Origin of the sequence: Georgenia sp. TF02-10, assembly GCF_022759505.1 — a bacterium.
In the GTDB taxonomy this organism is placed as follows: domain Bacteria; phylum Actinomycetota; class Actinomycetes; order Actinomycetales; family Actinomycetaceae; genus TF02-10.
Genome location: NZ_CP094289.1, coordinates 3,763,706 through 3,783,585, shown reverse-complemented (window position 1 = coordinate 3,783,585; position 19,880 = coordinate 3,763,706). Strand labels below are relative to the sequence as shown.

Genomic DNA, 19,880 nt, shown 5'->3' with positions numbered 1-19,880 from the left:
GACGGTACCGGCCCGCCCGTACCCTGGCCGCATGGGAACGGCACTGGTCACGGGCGCGACGTCGGGCATCGGGCTGGAGCTGGCCTGGCAGCTCGCGGCCGCCCGGCACCACCTCGTCCTGGTCGCCCGGGACGCCGCCCGGCTGGACGACGTCGCCCGCCAGGTCCGCGCGGCGGCCGGGGTGGACGTCGAGGTGCTGCCCGCCGACGTCGGCGACCCGGCCGGGCGGGCCGCCGTCGCCGACCGCCTGCGCCAGCCGACCCGGCCGGTGGGGCTGCTGGTCAACAACGCCGGGTTCAGCCCGGGTCAGCTGTTCGTCGGCGGCGACCTGGCCGTGGAGGAGAACGCCCTCGAGGTCATGGTGCGCGCCGTGCTGGAGCTTTCGCACGCGGCCGCCCCGGCGATGGTCCGGCGCGGCCGGGGCGCGATCCTCAACGTCTCCTCCATGTCCGCCTTCACCGCGATGGGCACCTACGCGGCGGCGAAGTCATGGGTGCTCGTCTTCACCGAGGCGCTCGCGGCCGAGCTGGCGGGCACCGGGGTGACGGCGACGGCGCTGTGCCCGGGCCTGGTGCGCACCGAGTTCCACCGCCGTGCCGGCCTGGACGCCAGCACCTGGCCGGCGGTGGGCTGGACCGACGTCGAGCAGGTGGCCGCCGAGGCCCTCGCCGGGGTGCGCCGCGGCCGGGTCGTCGTCATCCCCTCGGCCCGGTACCGGGCCGCGGCCCTGGTGCTGCGGCACGCCCCGCGCCCGCTGGTGCGCTCCCTCCTCGGGCCGCGGACGTCCGGCCGGGCGCTGCGGCGCCGTCGCTAGGCTGCCCGGGTGATCACGAACGACACCCCGCGCGCCGAGCTCGCCGCGCTCGTCCGCGAGCTCGCCGTCGTGCGGGGGGAGGTGACCCTCGCCTCGGGCCGCACCTCCGACTTCTACGTGGACATGCGTCGCGCCACGCTCCACCACGCCGCCGCCCCGCTGGTCGGGCACGTGATGCTCGACCTGCTCGAGGAGGCCGGCTTCGGCCCGGGGGAGGTGGACGCCGTCGGCGGGCTGACCATGGGCGCGGACCCGGTCGCCGCCGCGGTCCTGCACGCCGCCGCCTCTCGCGGGCTGGCCGTCGACGCCTTCGTCGTGCGCAAGGAGGCCAAGGCCCACGGCCTGCGCCGCCGCATCGAGGGCCCGGACGTGGCCGGGCGGCGGGTGGTCGTGCTGGAGGACACCTCGACCACCGGCGGCAGCCCGCTCACCGCCGTCGCCGCGCTGCGTGAGGCCGGTGCGGAGGTGGTCGCGGTGGCCGTCGTGGTGGACCGGGCGACCGGGGCCAAGGAGGCGATCGAGTCCGGCACCGGGGTGCCCTACCTGGCGGCGCTGGGTCTGGCGGACCTGGGCCTGGGCTGAGCCGGGCCGCGGCCGCCCGACGGCGTGGGCCGGCTGGGCGGCGACGGCTCTCGGCCCGACGGTGCAGATCCCGGGTGCGCGGGGCGGGGGCGTGGTTCAATCACGGCACCGGCAGCGAGAGGGTGAGACCTCATGGACGAGCTAGCACTGGTCCTCCTGGTCGTCGGCGTCGCGGTGGTGGTCGTGCTCGGGTGGGCGGTCCTCACCTACAGCCGGCTGGTCAAGCTGCGGAACGCCGTCGTCGAGGCCTGGGCCCAGCTCGAGGTCGAGCTCGGCCACCGGCACGACCTCGTCCCCAGCCTTGTGGCGGCAGTCCGGGCGCACCTCCAGGACCCGACGGTCACCGACGTGCTGGCAGGCGTTACCCGGGCGGGGGACGACGCCGCCGCCCCCGGTGCCGGCCCGGCCCGCCAGGCGCAGCAGGAGAACGTCCTCACCGCGGCGCTGGGTCGGCTCTTCGCTGTCGCCGCCCGCCACCCGGACCTGGTCGCGGACGAGGAGTTCTGCGCGCTGCAGGAGGACCTGACCGACACCGAGGACCGGATCGGCGCCGGCCGGCGGTTCTACAACGCCCGGGTCCGCGAGCTCAACGCCCGGGTGGAGGCCTTCCCCGCCGCCCTCGTGGCCGCGGTGACCAGCTCCCACCGGGCGGAGTACTTCACCGCCGCGGACCCGGCCGTGCGCACCGCGCCGGCCGTGACGTTCCGCGGCCGCGGGGCCCGTCAACCGGTCGGGGACGGCGCGCCGTAGCTCAGATCAGGTCGATGAGCTCGGCGATCGAGGAACGGACCTCGGTGGGCCGGAACGGGTAGCGCTCGACGTCCTCGGCGCGGGTGGAGCCGGTCAGGACGAGGTAGGTCCGCAGGCCCGCCTCCATGCCGGCGAGGATGTCGGTGTCCATCCGGTCCCCGACCATCGCGGTCTGCTCCGAGTGCGCCTCGATCCGGTTCAACCCCGCGCGGAGCATGACCGGGTTCGGCTTGCCGACGAAGTACGGCTCACGGCCGGTGGCCTTGGTGATGAGCGCGGCGACGGCGCCGGTGGCCGGCAGCGGGCCCTCCTCGGACGGGCCGGTGGAGTCGGGGTTGGTCGCGATGAACCGGGCGCCGCCCTTGATGAACCGGATCGCCCGGGTGATGGCGGAGAAGGAGTACGTCCGGGTCTCGCCGAGGATGACGTAGTCCGGGCGGACGTCGGTGAGGACGTACCCGGCCTCGTGCAGCGCGGTGGTCAGGCCGGCCTCGCCGATGACGTAGGCGCTGCCGCCCGGCATCTGCTGGCTCACGAACGTGGCGGTGGCCAGCGCCGAGGTCCACAGCCGCTCCTCGGGCACCTCGATGCCCGACGCGGCCAGCCGGGCGGAGAGGTCCCGGGGGGTGTAGATCGAGTTGTTCGTCAGCACCAGGAAGGGGCGGCCGGCCTCGGTGAGCCGCCCGACGAACTCCGCGGCGCCCGGCAGCGCCTTGCTCTCATGGACCAGCACCCCGTCCATGTCCGTCAGCCAGCTCTGGATCGGCTCGGTCATCACGGCTCCTCAGGTGGTCTGCACGAGCATATCGGGGCGGTCGCGTCGGCCGGTTGGCGCGGTGCCCGGCCGTTGTACCTGTGCCGTCGCGCGGACAGGCGGCCAGCGGCCGCTCGGGCGTCCCCGGCCAGCTCAGCCCCGGGCCAGCCTGCCGCTAGGGTCGACGGCGCGCAGCACGAGGGCGGCGGCCCTCCGGAGCACATGTCGGGCACATGGCACGGGCTTTCCGCTCCGGAGCGGCGCCGCGTCCTCGCGGCCCGCGTCGATCGCGGGAAGCCCTCGGGTTTCGTCTCGGGCAGTCGTGTGCGGAGGTGGCGGCGGCACCGCCCGCCGAGAAGGAAGGAGCGGCGTGGACGAGCCCGAGGAGCCGACAGCGGTCAGCGCCGACGAACCGGCCGGCAACGCTGACGACCCATCCGGCAGCGCCGACGACTTGGCCGGCAGCGCCGACGACCTCGTGGGCAGCGCCGACGGCCAGGACCACCTGGCGGGCAGCGCCGACGAGGCGGGCAGCGCCGCCGGCCGGACGGTCGGCGTCGGCCCCTGGCCCGGCGGGCCCGAAGCGTGGCCCGCCGACCCGCGCTACGACCCCCGGCTCCTCGCCGAGGGGGACCGCCGCAACGTCGTCGACCGCTACCGGTACTGGACGGTGCCGGCGATCGTGGCCGACCTCGACACCCGCCGGCACCCGCTGCACGTGGCGATCGAGAACTTCGGCCACGACCTCAACATCGGGTCGGTCGTCCGCACCGCCAACGCCTTCGGCGTCGCCGGGGTGCACATCGTCGGCCGACGGCGGTGGAACCGGCGCGGGGCGATGGTCACCGACCGCTACGTGCACCTGCACCACCACGACGACGTCGCCGGCCTGCTCGCCTGGGCCGCGGCGGCCGACCTGCCCGTGCTGGGCATCGACAACGTCCCCGGCTCCCGGCCCATCGAGCACCGGCCGCTGGCGGCGGCGTGCGTTATGATCTTCGGGCAGGAGTCCGCCGGCCTGTCCCCGGCCGCGCTGGCCGGCTGCGCGGAGGTCCTGCACATCACCCAGTACGGGTCCACCCGCTCCCTCAACGCCGGTGCCGCGGCCGCCGTCGCCATGCACTGCTGGCTGCTCCAGCACGCCCGGCCGGCGTGAGCCGACTCCCGGCCCGTACCAGCCGCCGTCGGCCGTACCAGCCGCCGTCGGCCGATATCAGCCGACCCACGGTCGCTGCGAGCCGACCCCCATCGGCCGGCCGACCCGCCCCGACCGTTCGTCCTGCGCCCCACGCCGGCGATGGTGGGAGGATCGGGGGGTACCCGTCTGCGACAACAGGAGAGCAACCGTGCCCATCGCCACCCCCGAGACCTACACCGAGATGATCGACCGGGCCAAGGCTGGCAAGTTCGCCTACCCGGCCATCAACGTGACGTCCTCCCAGACCGTGACCGCAGCGCTGCAGGGCTTCGCCGAGGCCGGCAGCGACGGCATCCTCCAGGTCTCCGTCGGCGGCGGCGAGTACGCCTCCGGCTCGACCATCAAGGACCGCGTCACCGGCACGGTCGCGCTGGCCCGCTACGCCACCGAGGTCGCCAAGAACTACGGCGTCACCGTCGCCCTGCACACCGACCACTGCGTCAAGGAGAACCTCGACAGCTGGGTCCGGCCGCTGCTGGCCCTGGAGGCCGAGGAGGTGGCCGCCGGCCGGCAGCCGACCTTCCAGTCGCACATGTTCGACGGCTCTACCGTGCCGCTGGAGGAGAACCTGACCATCGCCGAGGAGCTGCTCGAGCTGTCCCAGCGGGCCCGCACCATCCTCGAGATCGAGATCGGCGTCGTCGGCGGGGAGGAGGACGGCCACGAGGCCGCCATCAACGAGAAGCTCTACACCACCGCCGAGGACGGCCTGGCCACCGTCCGGGCCCTCGGCACCGGCGAGAAGGGCCGCTACCTCACCGCCCTGACCTTCGGCAACGTCCACGGCGTCTACAAGCCGGGGTCGGTCCGGCTGCGCCCGGAGCTCCTCGGGGAGATCCAGGAGGCGGTGGGCCGCGAGGTCGGCAAGGAGCGCCCCTTCGACCTCGTCTTCCACGGCGGGTCCGGCTCCTCCGCCGAGGAGATCGCCCTCGCGGTCGACAACGGGGTCGTGAAGATGAACGTCGACACCGACACCCAGTACGCCTTCACCCGGCCCGTCGCGGACCACATGCTGAAGAAGTACGACGGCGTGCTCAAGGTCGACGGCGAGGTCGGCAACAAGAAGGCCTACGACCCGCGCGCCTGGGGCAAGGCCGCCGAGGCCGGCATGGCCGCCCGCGTGGTGGAGGCCTGCCAGCAGCTGCGCTCGGCCGGCCAGAAGATGGCCTGAGCCAGCTCATCACACCGCCCGCCCGGTCCGCCGGGCGGGCGGTTCTCGTTGCGGTTCGAGGCTCGGAGGGCGTGACGCGGTCAGGCGGCGTCGGGCGGCAGACCGCCGCCGGGCCGGGCGACCGCCGGGAAGCCGGGGTCCTCGTCGAGGACGTCGACGACCTCCCCGATCCGGGTGACCTCGAGCAGGAACCGCACGACGTCGGGCGGCTGGATGAGCGCCAGGCGGCCCGGGCAGCGGTGCGCGAGCCGGGCCAGCACGGTCACGCCGGAGGAGTCCATGAAGGTCACGTGCCGGGCGTCGACCTCCACCGGTTGGTCCGCCCGCTCGGCGTCGGCGACGGCGTCGGCCAGGTCCGCCTCCAGCGTGACGTCGATCTCGCCGGAGAGCACGAGCCGCGTCCGGGTGGCGGAGACCATGACGTGCACGGAGCCAGCCTCCCCGTCGGCGCCGGCCCTGCTCCCGGCGGGCTGCCCGGGCTCGGCGTCCCGTGCGGGCCCGGAGTCCCGTGCGGGCTCGACGTCCCGTCCGGGCTCGGCGCCCCGTCCGGCCTCGGTGTCCCGCCCGGGCTCGGCGCCCTGCCCGGCCCCGCCCTGCCCAGGCCCGGGGTGGCTCGTCGGGGTCAGGGGCCGGTCGGCTCCCGATGGCGTGCCGGGGTCGTGCAGGTCACCCACGGGTTCTCCCTCCGCTCCGGCGGTCCGAGTGGCGCCGACGCTCGAGTGGCGGACGTGGCACCTGGTAGGGAACGCTAGACGATCACCATGGCAGAAGGGCAATCTGTGCAGTCATCGAACGGCGCCGCCGCCCCGCGCGGAGGCGGTCACGCCGGTGCCGTCGACCTGCTCGCCGACGCCGCCCCGGCGGCCCCCAGCGGCCGGCCGGGCTTCCGGGCGGCCGAGCACTGGGCGCTCACCGTGCTGTGGAACCTGCCCAACGCCGTCGCCGTCGTCTCGGTCCAGCCCGATGGCTGGCGCATCGTCGCCGTCAACGAGGCCCTCACCCGGCTGACCGGGTTCAGCCGGGCCAGCCTGCTGGTGACCGGCGCCGACCTGGCCGAGATGCCGGGCATGAGCCCGGAGGCCGCCCGGGTCCTGGCCGGTGCCCTCGCCGACGGCGACTCCGGCTCCGTCGTCGTCCCCGCCCGGCGCGCCGACGGGACGGGGTACTGGACCGCGCTCGAGATGGCCCGGCTGCCCGCCGACGAGGCGCCGCCCGGGTCCGAGCAGCTGTGGGTGTGCGTGGCCCGGGACGTCTCCGCCGACGTCGAGGACGCGCGCCTGCGCAGCACCCGGCTGGAGATCGAACGCCGCGCCCGCCGTAGCCTCAGCCTGGTGGCCCGGATCTCCGACGTGCTCCAGGACGTCGAGGCGGGCGACGTGCTGCGCACCATCGCCGACCTTCTGACCAGCCGGGTCGTGGCCTGGAGCGGCTTCTTCACCGTCGGCCGGACGCTGCATCAGATCGAGGGCCTGGACGAGGAGCCGCCGGCCGCGCCGCGCCGCCCGCGCGCCGCGGACCCCGCCGAGGACCCGGTCCTGGACCTCCTCCAGCGCGCCACCATGCGGATCCTGCGGATCGACCTGGACACCCCGGTCAAGCCCGGCACGGTCACCGCCGACCTCGTCGCCGAGGTCCTGCCCCGGCTCGAGGGCCTGCCCTACGCCGCGCGCACCATGCTCGTGCTGCCCACCCTGGGCCGGCGCGACACCCTCGCCCTGCTCGTCGCCCTGCCGCACACCCAGGGCCGGCCGGAGCTGGCCGCCGACGGTGCCGACCCCGGGCAGGACGGGCTCATCCTCCGCGACGACACCGACACCGTGCTCGAGCTGGTCGCCCGCCGGGTCGGCATGGCGATGGACAACGCCCAGCTGTACGCCCGCGAGCACCGCCTGGCCGAGACCCTGCAGCGGGCCATGCTGCCCGAGCAGGACGAGGTCGCCGGCCTGGACGTGTGGACCTACTACGCGCCCAACGCCGAGCACGCCCAGGTCGGTGGGGACTGGTACGACGTGATCAACGTCCGCGACGACGTCGTCGCCGTCGTCATCGGCGACGTCGTCGGCCACGACGTCGAGGCGGCGGCCGCGATGGGGCAGCTGCGGTCGGTGGTGCGCGCCTACGCCGCCGAGCTCGTCGACCCCGGCACCGTGCTGGGCCGGGTCGACACCCTGCTCACCGGGATCCGCATGCCCCGCCCGGCGTCCCTCATCTACGCCACCCTCACCCCCGAGGGGGACGTGTGGCACCTGGCCTACTCCCGCGCCGGCCACCTGCCCGGCCTGCTCGCCCGCGACGGCGAGGTCACCTACCTGGACGGGGCGGGCGGCTCGCTCGTCGGGTTCGGCACCGGTGCCCGCAAGACGGCGGAGGTCGAGGTGCTGCCCGGCGACGTCGTCGTGCTGTACACCGACGGGCTGGTCGAGCGGCGGGACCGGGCCATGCGGCAGGGCATGGAGGAGCTCGCCGCGCTGCTGTCCACCGTGCGCGCCCCCGACGCCGCCGGGGTGGGGGAGGAGCTCCTCCAGCTCGCCGACGCCCCGGAGGACGACGTCGCGATGGTCGTCCTGCACGTGCCGGGCGGGCCCGAGCAGGAGCCCGACGTCGCCGCCCCGCGCCGGCGCCGCTGGCGGCTGCCGGTGGACCCGGCCTCCATCGGCCGGGCGCGGCACGCGGTCCGCCGCACCTGCGCCGCCTGGGGCATCCCGCACGCCGGGGCCGCCGAGCTGGTGGTCTCCGAGCTGATGGCCAACGCCGTCATGCACGGCTGGGGCCGGGTCGGGCTCTACCTGCACGACACCGGCGACGGCCTGCGGATCGAGGTCGAGGACGCCAACCCCGCCCCGCCGGTCACCCGCGAGCGGCACGCCTCCCGGGTCGGCGGGTTCGGGATGCACATCGTGGACCGGCTGGCCGACTGGGGCTGGCGCGCGACGCCGAACGGCAAGGTCGTCTGGGCGCGGCTGCGCACCGAGGACGGGGGCCTGGCCGGGCGGAGCTGATCCTGGGTAACCGCGGCGGGCTGCCGTCGTCCCTGCGGTGCGGTCGCCGACGGCGGTCGGCTCGCACGGCGGTCCGCTTGCTGACGGCGGTCGCTGCGGACGGTGGTGGGCTTGCCGACGGCGGTCGGCTCGCACGGCGGTCCGGTATCGAGGGCAGCAACCCCCGCCGGACCGGTCGCCGACGGCGGCCCGCCGGAACTGAGATCTCGGGCAGCTACGCAGCCCAGATCGTGACCCGGCTCAGTCGCTGACGCCGGCTCAGACGCGGACGCGGTCCTGCGCCCAGGCGTCGTCGGCCGGGGCGGTGCACCGGTGGCCCGGGTCGAGCCGGAACATCTCCAGCGCGCCGCAGATCTCCAGGACAAACAGCTCCCGCTCGCCGGCGCCGCGCAGCACGGCGGCCCCGCCGCGCTTGGCCGCGGCGTCCGCGAGGGCCATCAGGAAGGCCGCGCCGGTGGAGTCCATGAAGGTCACCGCGCACATGTCCACGACGAGGAGCTGGCGGCGCAGCCCGCTGACCCGTGCGGTGACCTCGGGGAAGCGCGCACGCTCGGCGAGGTCCAGCTCGCCCGCAACGGTGACGGTCGCCGTCGTCGCAGACGCCGAGATCTCGATCATGGTCGGCGTCCTCTCCTTCCGGCCGTGGTAATGCTGTATCGACCGGTACCGACCGTAACGCTCCTGACGCGATCGTGCACACGTGAAGCCGGCGTGGCGCGGCCGTGACGCGATCCGGCTCCGGACGGTCCTCCGTCACCCGGCCGTCGCCCCGCCGTCACTCGGCCGCCACCCGCCGCCACCGCCGTCGCCAGCCCCCTGCCATCCCCGTGGCCCGCCGTCGCTCCACCATCGCCCCGCCGTCGGCCCGCCATGGGCTCACCGTCGCCGTCGCAACCCCGCCGTCGCCCCGCCGTCGGCTCGCCACCGCCGCTCGCTGTCGCCCGCCGTCGCCGGCCCCGCGGCCGACCCCCCGTCCCTCCCGAGACGCTCCGGTAGCCTCGGGGCGGCGCGGACGTGCGTCGACGCGGGAGCGAGAGGACGGAACGCATGCCAGCCGTGGTGGTCGTCGGGGCGCAGTGGGGCGACGAGGGCAAGGGCAAGGCGACCGACCAGCTCGGCGCCCGCGTGGACTACGTGGTGAAGTTCAACGGCGGCAACAACGCCGGGCACACGGTCGTCGTCGGCAAGGAGAAGTACGCCCTGCACCTGCTGCCGTCCGGCATCCTCTCCCCCGGGGTCGTCCCGGTGATCGGCAACGGCGTGGTGGTGGACCTGGAGGTGCTCTTCCGCGAGCTCGACGACCTCGCCGCCCGCGGGGTGGACACCTCCCGGCTGCTCGTCTCCGCGGCCGCGCACGTGATCCCGTCCTACAACCGCACGCTGGACAAGGTGACCGAGCGCTTCCTCGGCAAGCGGCAGATCGGGACCACCGGCCGGGGCATCGGCCCCACCTACGCGGACAAGATGAGCCGGGTCGGCATCCGGGTCCAGGACCTCTTCGACGCCTCGATCCTGCGGCAGAAGGTCGAGGGCGCCCTCACCCAGAAGAACCAGATGCTGGTCAAGGTCTACAACCGCCGCGCGGTGGACCCCGAGGAGATCGTGGCCGAGCTGCTCGGCTACGCCGACCGGCTCCGCTCGATGGTGGCCGACACCGCGCTGCTGCTCAACCAGGCCCTCGACGCGGGCAAGACCCTCCTCTTCGAGGCCGGGCAGGCGACGATGCTCGACGTCGACCACGGCACCTACCCGTTCGTCACCTCCTCCTCCGCCACCGCGGGCGGCGCCTGCACCGGCTCCGGCGTCGGCCCCACCCGGATCGACCGGGTGGTCGGGGTGACCAAGGCCTACACCACCCGGGTGGGGGAGGGGCCCTTCCCCACCGAGCTGCTCGGCGAGGAGGGGACCTTCCTCCGGGAGGCCGGCGGGGAGTACGGGGTGACCACCGGCCGGCCGCGGCGGACCGGGTGGTACGACGCCGTCGTCGCCCGCTACGCCAGCCGGGTCAACGGGCTGACCGACCTGGTGATGACCAAGCTGGACGTGCTCACCGGGCTGGAGAAGGTGCCGGTCTGCGTGGCCTACGACGTCGACGGCGTCCGGCACACCGAGATGCCGCCGGACCAGTCCGCCTTCCACCACGCCACCCCGGTCTACGAGGAGCTCGACGGCTGGACGGAGGACATCACCGGCGCCCGCAGCTTCGGCGAGCTGCCGCCGGCGGCCCAGCGCTACGTCCTGGCGGTGGAGGAGATGAGCGGCTGCCGGATCTCCGCGATCGGCGTCGGCGCCGACCGGTCGGCGACCATCGTCCGGCACGACCTGCTGGGCTGACGCCGGGGCGCCGGCTCAGTCCCCGGCCTCCCCGCCGTTCGGGCCGACGGCGACCGCTCGCCGGGCCGGCCCGCTCAGTCCCCGGCCTCCCCGCCGTTCGGGCCGACGGCGACCGCTCGCTGGGCCCGCCCGTTCAGTCCCCGGCGTCCCCGCCGCCCGGCGCGTGCCGGGCGAGAAAGTCGTAGACCTCGGTGTCGTCCACCCCGGGGAAGGTCCCCGACGGCAGCGGGCTGAGCACGTGGGCGTGCATCTTGGCACTGGGCCACGACCGGTCCCGCCAGCGCGCGGCGGTGCACGGTGGCCAGGTTGGTGAACCGCTGCGCCGCGGAGTGGTGGGTGACCCCGAACGCGTCCCGGAAGTCCTCCATGGCCAGGTCCTTGGCCGCCTTCTTGCGCTCGAGGAACTCCAGCGCCGCGAAGCGCGGCACCAGGCAGCAGGCGGTGAAGTAGGCCGTGTCCTGGCGCTGGCGCAGGAAGTCGCCGTAGTCCCGGGGGCGCTCGTGCCCGAAGAGCCGGTGCGCCATGGCCTGCAGCGCCAGCGACCGCAGCCCGTACCCGCCCGGGATCGAGGCCGGCGGGAGGTAGATGCGCCCGTTCTCCAGGTCCGTCACGGTGCGGGTGGAGTGCGGCAGGTCGTCGACGTGGATGATGGTGAAGCCCAGCTGCTCGGCCATCTGCGCCACCATGTGGTGGGTCAGGGCGCCGCCGACGTAGCCGACGGCGCGGACCCGCTCCTCGGCGAGCGCCTCGATCTCCGGCAGGTAGTTGTCCCGCGCCTGCATCTCCAGGCGCAGCTCGGTGTTGATCCGGCGGGCCTCCTCCGGGGTCGCGATCGCGGCCCGCGCCCGCCGCTCGAGCTCGCCGTGCAGCGCGACCAGCGAGGTGAGGGCGTCCATCGGCAGCCGGCGCCCGGGCCGGACCGGCGGCACCCCGAGGGCGGCGAACAGCGGCCCGCGCTGGGCCCGCTCGAGCGCGATCTCCAGCTCGGCGCGCCGGTCCGGGGGTGGTTCCGGGCTCAGCAGCGAGGCCGCCGAGGTGCCCAGGGCCTCCCCGATCGCGGTGAGCAGGGAGAGCCGCGGCTCCCGCCGGCCGTTCTCCACCAGCGAGAGCTGGCTGGTGGTGGAGCCGACGGCGTCGGCCAGCTGGCGCAGCGTCAGCCCCCGGGCGGTGCGCGCGTGCCGGATGCGCCGGCCAAGCACCAGCGGATCGGTGCCCGGTCTGGGACGCTGGGAGGAGGACGCCGGCTCGGCCATGCGGTTGACGATAGCGAAACTTCTGCAGAAGTTTCCCGTCGACCGGGTTGAAGGGAGGCGAGGCATGCGCCGAAGGTTGAAGGGAACCCCGCCACGCCCAGCGCCCATCCCGGAGGACAGCAGCATGACCACGACCCAGACGGACCGGACCCAGACCGACGGCGGGACCCGGGCGGCCGCGCCGGCTGAGCGTCCCGCGCGGGACGAGGCTGCCGCGCCGGGGCAGGCCCCCACGCCGGCCCCGGGCCGTACCGGCACCCAGGCCGGCGCCCCGGCGCAGACCGCCGCGATCGCCGTCGACGGCCTGCCGATCACCGACCCCGCCCTCGCCGGCTGGGTGCAGGAGATCGCATCCCTGACGCTGCCGGATCGGGTCTACGTCTGCGACGGGTCCCCGGAGGAGTACGACCGCATCACCGACGAGCTCGTGGCGGCGGGCACGTTCGTCCGGCTCGACCCGGCCCGGCGGCCGCGCAGCTTCCTCGCGCGCTCGACGCCCTCCGACGTCGCGCGGGTGGAGTCGCGCACGTTCATCTGCTCCGAGCGGGAGGTCGACGCCGGGCCGACGAACAACTGGGCGGAGCCGGGCGTGATGCGCGCCGAGCTGGCCGCGGCCTTCGCCGGCGCCATGCGCGGACGGACCATGTACGTCGTCCCGTTCTCCATGGGGCCGGTCGGCGGGCCGCTGTCCCGCCTGGGGGTGGAGATCACCGACTCGCCCTACGTCGTCGCCTCCATGCGCATCATGACCCGCATGGGCGCCGCGGCCCTGGCCCAGATCGAGCAGGGGGCGGACTGGGTCCCGGCGGTGCACTCGGTGGGCTACCCGCTCCTCGACGGCACGGGCGAGCGCCGCCCCGACGTGCCCTGGCCCTGCAACGACACCAAGTACATCGTGCACTTCCCGGAGACCCGGGAGATCTGGTCCTACGGGTCGGGGTACGGCGGCAACGCCCTGCTCGGCAAGAAGTGCTACGCGCTGCGCATCGCCTCCGTCCTCGGCCGCGACGAGGGCTGGATGGCCGAGCACATGCTCATCCTGAAGCTCACCGGCCCGGACGGGCGCGTCTACCACCTCGCCGCGGCCTTCCCCTCGGCCTGCGGCAAGACCAACCTCGCGATGCTGCGGCCCACCATCCCCGGCTGGACGGTGGAGACGATCGGCGACGACATCGCCTGGATGCGGCCCGGCCCGGACGGGCGGCTGCACGCCATCAACCCCGAGGCCGGCTTCTTCGGGGTCGCGCCGGGCACCGGGGAGTCGACCAACCCGACGGCGGTCGCCGCCCTGGACCACGACGTCATCTTCACCAACGTGGCGCTGACCGACGACGGCGACGTGTGGTGGGAGGGGCTGACCGAGGAGGTCCCCGAGCACCTGATCGACTGGCAGGGCAACGACTGGACCCCGGCCAGCGGGACCCCGGCCGCGCACCCCAACTCCCGGTTCACCGTCCGGGCCGACCAGGCGCCGTCGATCGCCCCGGTGTGGGAGGACCCGGCCGGGGTGCCGATCGACGTGATCCTGTTCGGCGGGCGCCGGGCGACCAACGTGCCGCTGGTCGCCGAGGCCTACGACTGGGAGCACGGCGTCTTCATCGGTGCCACCGTCTCCTCCGAGCAGACCGCGGCGGCCGAGGGGGCGGTTGGCGAGCTGCGCCGGGACCCCTTCGCGATGCTGCCCTTCTGCGGCTACAACATGGGCGACTACTGGGCGCACTGGCTGGCGATGGGGGAGCGGCTCGGCTCCCGCGCCCCGCGGATCTTCCAGGTGAACTGGTTCCGCAAGGGCGCCGACGGCAAGTACCTGTGGCCCGGCTTCGGGGAGAACTCCCGGGTGCTGGAGTGGGCGCTGCGCCGGGTGGCCGGCGAGGTCGGGGCGCGCGACGCCGCCGCCGGCCGCCTGCCGGAGCCGGGTGACCTCAACCTCGACGGCCTGGACCTCACCGACGACCAGCTCGCCGAGCTGTTCGCGATCGACCCCGCCCGCTGGTCGGCGGAGGCGGACCTCACCGAGGAGTACTTCGCGATGCTCGGGGACCGGCTGCCCGAGGCGATGACCCGCCAGCTCGCCGCGCTGCGGGACCGGCTGGGCCTGGCGGCGCAGGGCTGACCGGCCCGGGCGGGGCTGGCTGGCCGGGGGTGGGCTCACCGGCGGGACCGGCCCCGGGCCCAGCTGACCGAGTCGGTGGCAGGTTGACCAAGCCGGGGGCAGGTTGACCAAGCCGGGGTGGGCTGACCAACCGGGGGCGCCGTAGACCGTGCCTGTGGACGGCGCACCCGCGCCTGTGGACAGCGCACCCGCGCCCGTGACGAAAACTGCCTCCGGAGTGGATTGCATGCGCTATAGGGCTGAGATCCACTCCGGAGTGGATTTTGGTCACTGGTATCCACTCCGGAGCTCATTGCGGTGACCGGGATCGCCTGCGGAGTAGAGAATGCGTGCCATGTGCCCGATATCTACTCCGGAGCGGATGCCGCGCACTCGCATCTACTGCGGAAGTGGATCGTGGTGCCCCGAATCTACTCCGGAGCCTCCCCGGAACCTCGCGGCCCGCATGGACGGGCGGAAACCAGGCCGGTGACGGCGCGCCTGCCATGCTGCCACCCAGCCGCCGCGCCGCTACGCGGCCGCGCGGGTCAGCCTCAGCCGCCAGGCCTCCGGCCCCTCCTCGAGGTACTCGACGGTGAAGGCACCGGGCTCGCGCTGCTCGATCTGGGCCAGCAGGGGCAGCGGGTTGTGCGGGGCGACGAGGTCCAGCGCGAAGCCGGGCGCGATGGCGCCGAGCGCCCCGAACACGGTCGCGTGCCGGATCGCGTGCGGCACCGGACGCACGTCGAGGACGGGGATCCCTGCGTCCTGGCCGCAGGTGCACCCGGAGTGCGGGGCGGCGGTGCGGATCTCGATGGGCTCAGCAGCCATGGGAGTGGTCCTTCGTGCTCGGGGATGGTCCACGTCCACGGTAGACAAGGAGAATTCCGTGAAAAAGTGGCGGTGTGAACGCCTACGCTGACCGCGGGCTGCGGCAGGCCCCGACGCTGACCGCGGGCTGCGGCAGACCCGGACGCCGGTCGCCCGCCGGCGGTCGTCCGGTGCGCGCGCCGGCCCTGCAGCAGCGCCACGACGATCACCGCGAGCACGACGAGCACGCCGAGAAGGACCACAGGCATGACGACACCCGGCACCGGCGACTTTGACCTGACGCTCAAGGAGCTCCGGGCCGTCGCCCGGTACGCCCTGGAGAGCGCGGAGCCGGTCCTACCAGCGTTCGAGGACGTGTACCCGGACGACCCCCGGCCCCGCGTGGCGCTCGATGCCGCCCGGGACTTCGCGAGCGGCGCGGACCGGACGAGGCTGCAGCGCGTCACCGCGCTTGACGCGCACCGAGCGGCCAAGGAGGCGGCCACCGAGCCCGCCCGGCTTGCCGCCCTGGCTGCCGGCGACGCTGCCGCAGCCGCCTACCTCCACCCGATCGCCAAGGCGACCCAGGTCGGCCACATCCTGCGTGCGGCAGCCGCCGCTGTCCGCGTCGCCGAGCTGGGTGCGAGCAACAGCAGCACCGCGGCGGTGGTGGCTATCGACGAGGCCCGCCGGCGCGCCACGCCAACCGTGATCGACGTGCTGCGGCGTTACCCCGCGGCGCCCCGGAGCACCAGCCGGCTCGGCGTGCTGATGCAGACGCTGGACGCCGTGCTGCGGCAGCATCCGTAGGCCGGCCGGCTCCCCGCCCAGAGCCCGATGCCCCCAAGGACCGGCGGACCAGCGGCCGGGCGCCGGCCCCGGTGGGCGCCGCCGCGGGCCGCCGCGACCGCCCGCTACCCTCGCCGGCGTGAGGATCCTGCTGATCGGGTCCGGCGCGCGCGAGCACGCCCTGGCCCGGGCCCTGGCCGCCGACCCCGCCACCACCGCCCTGGTCGTCGCGCCGGGCAACCCGGGCACCGCTGCCGTCGCCACCAACCTCGACCTCGACGTCCTCGACGGCGCGGCGGTGGCGGCCGCGGCCCAGGGGATGGCGGCGGACCTGGTGGTGGTGGGCCCGGAGGCCCCGCTCGTCGCCGGGGTCGTCGACGCCGTGCGGGCCGCCGGGATCCCGTGCTTCGGCCCGACCGGCGCGGCCGCCCGCCTCGAGGGCTCCAAGGCCTTCGCCAAGGACGTGATGGCCGCGGCCGGTGTGCCGACGGCGATGGCGCACGTGTGCACCGACCTGGACCAGGTCGCCGCCGCCCTGGACGCCTTCGGCCCGCCCTACGTCGTCAAGGACGACGGGCTGGCCGCCGGCAAGGGCGTCGTCGTCACCCCCGAGCGGGACGCGGCGCTCGGCCACGCCCGGGCCTGCCTGGCCCGCGACGGCGGGGACCCGACGACGGGCGGGGCGCCCGCCGTCGTCGTGGAGGAGTTCCTGGACGGCCCGGAGGTCTCCCTCTTCTGCCTGTGCGACGGCACCGACGTGGTCCCCCTGGCGCCCGCCCAGGACTACAAGCGGCTCGCCGACGGCGACGCCGGGCCCAACACCGGCGGCATGGGCGCGTACTCCCCGCTCCCGTGGGCGCCGCCCGGCCTGGTCGAGGACGTGCTGGACCGGGTGGCCCGGCCGGTCGTCCGCGAGATGGCGGCCCGCGGCACCCCGTTCACCGGCGTCCTCTACTGCGGCCTCGCGCTCACCTCGCGCGGGGTGCGGGTGGTGGAGTTCAACGTCCGCTTCGGCGACCCGGAGACTCAGGTGGTCCTGGCCCGCCTCGCCTCCCCGCTGGCCCAGCTCCTGCGCGCCGCGGCCACCGGCGGGCTCGGCGCGGCGCCGGAGCCCCGCTGGCACGACGCGGCGGCGGTCACCGTCGTCCTCGCCGCCCGCGGGTACCCCGGGCAGGTCGGCACCGGGGACCCGGTCACCGGCGTCGGCGCGGCCGAGGAGGTCCCGGGCGTGCACGTCCTGCAGGCCGGCACGCGGGACGACGGCGGCCGGCTGGTCAGTGCCGGCGGGCGGGTGCTGTCGGTGGTGGGCATCGGCGCCGACCTCGCCGCCGCGCGTGCCGCCGCCTACGCCGGCGCCGCCCGCATCGACCTGCCCGGCGCCCAGCTGCGGACGGACATCGCCGCCGGCCGCTGACGCCAGCGCCGGCGCGGCTCACCGACGACGGCGGCCCGTTCGCGCCGACGCCGGCGGGCACAGGCGGCGCCGTCGTTCTACGGCGCCGCCCGGCCTCCTCAGTCCTGCCGCTCCTCCCCGCGGTCCCCGGACCACCGGGTGTGGAAGACGCCGTCGGCGTCCACCCGGCGGTAGGTGTGCGCGCCGAAGAAGTCCCGCTGGGCCTGGATCAGGGCGGCCGGCAGGCGCTCGGCCCGCACGCCGTCGTAGTAGGCCAGCGAGGAGGAGAACGCCGGGGTGGGCACCCCGTTCTGGGCCGCGCCGGCCACCACCCGGCGCCACGCCGGCAGGCCGTTCGCCACCGCGCCGGTGAAGTACTCGTCGGCGAGCAGCAGCGGCAGGTCCGGGTCGCGCTCGTACGCCTCGGTGATCCGGCCGAGGAAACGGGCCCGGATGATGCAGCCGCCGCGCCAGATCCGGGCCATCGCCCCGCGGTCGATGTCCCAGCCGTACTCCGCGGCGGCCGCGGCGATCTGGTCGAAGCCCTGGGAGTAGGCGACGACCTTGGAGGCGTACAGCGCCAGGCGCACGTCCTCGACGAACGCCGCCCGGTCGTGCACCTCCCACCCGGCGGCGTGCGCCGGCAGGTGGGCCCGGCCGGCCGCGCGCTGCGGGACTGACCCGGACAGCGCGCGGGCGAAGGTCGCCTCGGCGATGCCGGTGATCGGCACGCCGAGGTCGAGGGCGTTCTGCACCGTCCAGCGGCCGGTGCCCTTCTGCTCGGCCTGGTCCAGCACGACGTCGACGAACGCCTTACCGGTCGCGGCGTCCACGTGCTGGAGGACGTCAGCGGTGATCTCGATGAGGAAGGACTCCAGGTCCCCGGTGTTCCACTCGGCGAAGATCTGCCCGATCTCGGCGGCGGAGGCGCCCAGGCCCTGCCGGAGCAGGTCGTAGGCCTCGGCGATGAGCTGCATGTCGGCGTACTCGATGCCGTTGTGCACCATCTTCACGAAGTGCCCGGCGCCGCCGGGCCCGACGTGGGTGCAGCACGGCACGCCGTCGACCTTGGCGGCGATGTCCTCGAGCATCGGGCCGAGCCGGGCGTAGGACTCCTCGGTGCCGCCGGGCATGATCGAGGGCCCGTTCAGGGCACCCTCCTCCCCGCCGGAGACGCCCGTGCCGACGAAGTGGATGCCCCGCTCGCGCAGCGCCTCCTCGCGCTGGACCGTGTCCGGGAAGTGGGCGTTGCCGGCGTCGACGATGATGTCGCCCGGCTCCATGACGGCGGCGAGCTGGTCGATGACCGCGTCGGTGCCGGCGCCGGCCTTGACCATGATCACGGCCACCCGCGGCTTGGCGAGGGAGGCGACGAAGTCCTCCACCGAGCGCGAGGGGTAGAACGTCCCGTCCGTGCCGTGCTCGGCGACCAGCGCCTCGGTCTTGGCCCAGGTGCGGTTGTGCACCGCCACCCGGTAGCCGTGCCGGGCGAAGTTGCGGGCCAGGTTCGAGCCCATCACCGCCAGCCCGGTCACCCCGATGTCGGCGACGCCGACCGGCTTCTCGACGTCGGCCCCTTGCCCGGCGTCGGCCGGTTGCCCGACGTCGGCCGGTCGCCCGACGTCCGACGCCCTGTCGACGTCGGCCGCGCCGACGGACTGCTCCCGTGCCATCTCTCCTCCTCGGACCTGCTGCCGTTGACGGGGCGAACGCTACGCGGCATCGCGGCCCCCGTGCCCGCGCTGCCCGTCGGGGGCATCGGGCGGCGCCCGGCGGCGTGACCGGTCCGCGGACGAGCCCGGGCCGGACCCGGCCCTGCGCCAAGATGGGCGGCATGAGCAGCCCCGCCGGTGCCGAGCCCCCCGCGCTGGCGGGCTGGGCGCACGTCTACTCGGGCAAGGTGCGAGACGTCTACGTCCCCGCCGGCGCCGGCGCCCCGGCCGATGCCCACGCCGGCGCCCCGGCCGGCGGCGAGGTGGTACTCGTCGTCGCCTCGGACCGGATCAGCGCCTACGACCACGTGCTGCCCACCACGATCCCGGACAAGGGCCGCATCCTCACCGCGATGAGCCTGTGGTGGTTCGACCAGCTGGCCGACGTCGTGCCCAACCACGTTGTGTCCACCGACGTGCCCGCCCCGGTCGCCGGCCGGGCGATGGTCTGCCGCCGGCTGCAGATGTACCCGATCGAGTGCGTGGTCCGCGGGTACCTGACCGGCTCGGTGCTGGCCGAGTACCGCACCGGCGGCACGGTGGGCGGGGTGCCGGTGCCCGCCGGGCTGGACGACGGCGACCGGCTGCCCGAGCCCGTCTTCACCCCGGCCGGTAAGGCCGCCGTCGGCGAGCACGACGAGAACATCACCTTCGAGGAGACGGCCGCCCGGGTCGGCCTGCCGGTGGCCCGGCAGCTGCGCGAGCGGACCCTGGCGGTATACGCCCGCGCCGCCGAGATCGCCGCGGAGCGGGGCATCATCCTGGCCGACACCAAGCTGGAGTTCGGGGCCTCGCCGGAGCCGGGCGAGCCGGCGGTCGTGCTCGGCGACGAGGTCCTCACCCCGGACTCCTCCCGGTTCTGGCGCACGGAGGACTGGCGCCCGGGCGGGCAGCAGAGGAGCTACGACAAGCAGTTCGTGCGGGACTGGCTGCGCTCCCCGGCCGCCGGCTGGGACCGCGACGGCGGGGCGCCGCCGCCGGCCCTGCCGGCCGACGTCGTGGCCCGGACCCGGGAGCGCTACGTCGAGGCGTACGAGCGCCTCACCGGGCAGGCCTTCGAGGGCTGAGCCGAGCCCCGCGGCAGTCGCCCGGCCGTCCACCGCGGCGCCCCGGCCACCCCCGGACCTACGTTCCCGTAGGTTCCCCTGTCGCCCCGGCCGTTTCGATGAGACACTCGGGACAGGCGCGCCAGATCAGGACGCCGTGCGGCCCCTGGTCGTGCCCCTCGA

At 75.2% G+C, this 19,880-nt stretch carries 16 protein-coding genes and 1 pseudogene; 11 read left to right on the top strand and 6 right to left on the bottom strand.

Going from position 1 to position 19,880, the window contains the following annotated elements:
- Positions 1-31: 31 nt before the first annotated feature.
- From MF406_RS17260 to MF406_RS17250, 3 genes are all read left to right on the top strand, one after another.
- The gene (locus MF406_RS17260; protein WP_242895831.1) at positions 32-814 is read left to right on the top strand and encodes an SDR family oxidoreductase; all 783 of its coding nucleotides are present in this window, start codon (positions 32-34) and stop codon (positions 812-814) included.
- A 12-nt stretch (positions 815-826) separates the two neighbouring features.
- On the top strand, positions 827-1,396 hold the full coding sequence (gene pyrE, locus MF406_RS17255; protein WP_242897865.1) for an orotate phosphoribosyltransferase: 570 nt from the start codon (positions 827-829) through the stop codon (positions 1,394-1,396).
- A 132-nt stretch (positions 1,397-1,528) separates the two neighbouring features.
- Positions 1,529-2,146, top strand: a complete 618-nt coding sequence (locus MF406_RS17250) for a LemA family protein (RefSeq protein ID WP_242895830.1) — start codon at positions 1,529-1,531, stop codon at positions 2,144-2,146.
- A gap of 1 nt (position 2,147) precedes the next feature.
- On the opposite strand, the gene MF406_RS17245 is transcribed toward MF406_RS17250, so the two are convergent.
- Entirely contained in the window at positions 2,148-2,921 is a 774-nt protein-coding gene (locus tag MF406_RS17245; protein ID WP_242895829.1) for an HAD-IIA family hydrolase, read from the bottom strand.
- Between the two features lie 484 nt (positions 2,922-3,405).
- On the opposite strand from MF406_RS17245, the gene MF406_RS17240 reads away from it, so the two are divergent.
- The gene (locus MF406_RS17240; protein ID WP_242897864.1) at positions 3,406-4,056 is read left to right on the top strand and encodes a TrmH family RNA methyltransferase; all 651 of its coding nucleotides are present in this window, start codon (positions 3,406-3,408) and stop codon (positions 4,054-4,056) included.
- A 190-nt stretch (positions 4,057-4,246) separates the two neighbouring features.
- Entirely contained in the window at positions 4,247-5,269 is a 1,023-nt protein-coding gene (gene fbaA / locus MF406_RS17235) for a class II fructose-bisphosphate aldolase (RefSeq protein ID WP_242895828.1), read from the top strand.
- A gap of 80 nt (positions 5,270-5,349) precedes the next feature.
- Here the strand turns inward: fbaA and MF406_RS17230 are convergent, their stop codons facing one another.
- A complete protein-coding gene (locus MF406_RS17230; protein WP_242895827.1) occupies positions 5,350-5,943 on the bottom strand; it encodes an STAS domain-containing protein in 594 nt (197 codons plus the stop codon).
- A gap of 105 nt (positions 5,944-6,048) precedes the next feature.
- Between MF406_RS17230 and MF406_RS17225 the strand changes: the two genes are divergently transcribed.
- On the top strand, positions 6,049-8,268 hold the full coding sequence (locus tag MF406_RS17225; RefSeq protein ID WP_242895826.1) for a SpoIIE family protein phosphatase: 2,220 nt from the start codon (positions 6,049-6,051) through the stop codon (positions 8,266-8,268).
- Between the two features lie 258 nt (positions 8,269-8,526).
- Here MF406_RS17225 and MF406_RS17220 read toward each other — a convergent pair whose 3' ends face one another.
- Positions 8,527-8,886, bottom strand: a complete 360-nt coding sequence (locus tag MF406_RS17220; RefSeq protein WP_242895825.1) for an STAS domain-containing protein — start codon at positions 8,884-8,886, stop codon at positions 8,527-8,529.
- Between the two features lie 429 nt (positions 8,887-9,315).
- Here MF406_RS17220 and MF406_RS17215 point away from each other — a divergent pair, with 429 nt between their 5' ends.
- A complete protein-coding gene (locus tag MF406_RS17215; RefSeq protein WP_242895824.1) occupies positions 9,316-10,602 on the top strand; it encodes an adenylosuccinate synthase in 1,287 nt (428 codons plus the stop codon).
- Between the two features lie 133 nt (positions 10,603-10,735).
- On the opposite strand, the pseudogene MF406_RS17210 reads toward MF406_RS17215, so the two are convergent.
- A pseudogene (locus tag MF406_RS17210) lies at positions 10,736-11,855 on the bottom strand (helix-turn-helix domain-containing protein).
- Between the two features lie 124 nt (positions 11,856-11,979).
- Here MF406_RS17210 and MF406_RS17205 point away from each other — a divergent pair.
- Positions 11,980-13,968, top strand: a complete 1,989-nt coding sequence (locus MF406_RS17205; RefSeq protein WP_242895823.1) for a phosphoenolpyruvate carboxykinase (GTP) — start codon at positions 11,980-11,982, stop codon at positions 13,966-13,968.
- A gap of 510 nt (positions 13,969-14,478) precedes the next feature.
- On the opposite strand, the gene MF406_RS17200 is transcribed toward MF406_RS17205, so the two are convergent.
- On the bottom strand, positions 14,479-14,778 hold the full coding sequence (locus MF406_RS17200) for a DUF2249 domain-containing protein (RefSeq protein WP_242895822.1): 300 nt from the start codon (positions 14,776-14,778) through the stop codon (positions 14,479-14,481).
- A 246-nt stretch (positions 14,779-15,024) separates the two neighbouring features.
- Here MF406_RS17200 and MF406_RS17195 point away from each other — a divergent pair, with 246 nt between their 5' ends.
- Both MF406_RS17195 and purD read left to right on the top strand, forming a co-directional pair.
- Complete coding sequence (locus MF406_RS17195) at positions 15,025-15,567, top strand: putative immunity protein (RefSeq protein WP_242895821.1); 543 nt, start codon at positions 15,025-15,027, stop codon at positions 15,565-15,567.
- Positions 15,568-15,685: 118 nt separating this feature from the next.
- Positions 15,686-16,960: a phosphoribosylamine--glycine ligase gene (gene purD / locus MF406_RS17190; RefSeq protein WP_242895820.1), complete on the top strand. Its 1,275-nt coding sequence runs from the start codon at positions 15,686-15,688 to the stop codon at positions 16,958-16,960.
- 98 nt (positions 16,961-17,058) lie between these two features.
- Here the strand turns inward: purD and gndA are convergent, their stop codons facing one another.
- Positions 17,059-18,612, bottom strand: coding sequence for an NADP-dependent phosphogluconate dehydrogenase (gene gndA, locus MF406_RS17185; RefSeq protein WP_256463908.1), 1,554 nt, complete (start codon positions 18,610-18,612; stop codon positions 17,059-17,061).
- Between the two features lie 161 nt (positions 18,613-18,773).
- Between gndA and MF406_RS17180 the strand changes: the two genes are divergently transcribed.
- A complete protein-coding gene (locus MF406_RS17180; protein ID WP_242895819.1) occupies positions 18,774-19,718 on the top strand; it encodes a phosphoribosylaminoimidazolesuccinocarboxamide synthase in 945 nt (314 codons plus the stop codon).
- Positions 19,719-19,880: the final 162 nt, after the last annotated feature.

Excerpts from the sequence above, each read along its gene's own strand:
- MF406_RS17260 (WP_242895831.1), top strand. The coding sequence starts at position 32 with ATGGGAACGGCACTGGTCACGGGCGCGACGTCGGGCATCGGGCTGGAG.
- MF406_RS17250 (WP_242895830.1), top strand. The coding sequence starts at position 1,529 with ATGGACGAGCTAGCACTGGTCCTCCTGGTCGTCGGCGTCGCGGTGGTG.
- MF406_RS17245 (WP_242895829.1), bottom strand. The coding sequence starts at position 2,921 with ATGACCGAGCCGATCCAGAGCTGGCTGACGGACATGGACGGGGTGCTG.
- MF406_RS17220 (WP_242895825.1), bottom strand. The coding sequence starts at position 8,886 with ATGATCGAGATCTCGGCGTCTGCGACGACGGCGACCGTCACCGTTGCG.
- MF406_RS17215 (WP_242895824.1), top strand. The coding sequence starts at position 9,316 with ATGCCAGCCGTGGTGGTCGTCGGGGCGCAGTGGGGCGACGAGGGCAAG.
- MF406_RS17205 (WP_242895823.1), top strand. The coding sequence starts at position 11,980 with ATGACCACGACCCAGACGGACCGGACCCAGACCGACGGCGGGACCCGG.
- MF406_RS17200 (WP_242895822.1), bottom strand. The coding sequence starts at position 14,778 with ATGGCTGCTGAGCCCATCGAGATCCGCACCGCCGCCCCGCACTCCGGG.
- MF406_RS17195 (WP_242895821.1), top strand. The coding sequence starts at position 15,025 with ATGACGACACCCGGCACCGGCGACTTTGACCTGACGCTCAAGGAGCTC.
- gndA (WP_256463908.1), bottom strand. The coding sequence starts at position 18,612 with ATGGCACGGGAGCAGTCCGTCGGCGCGGCCGACGTCGACAGGGCGTCG.
- MF406_RS17180 (WP_242895819.1), top strand. The coding sequence starts at position 18,774 with ATGAGCAGCCCCGCCGGTGCCGAGCCCCCCGCGCTGGCGGGCTGGGCG.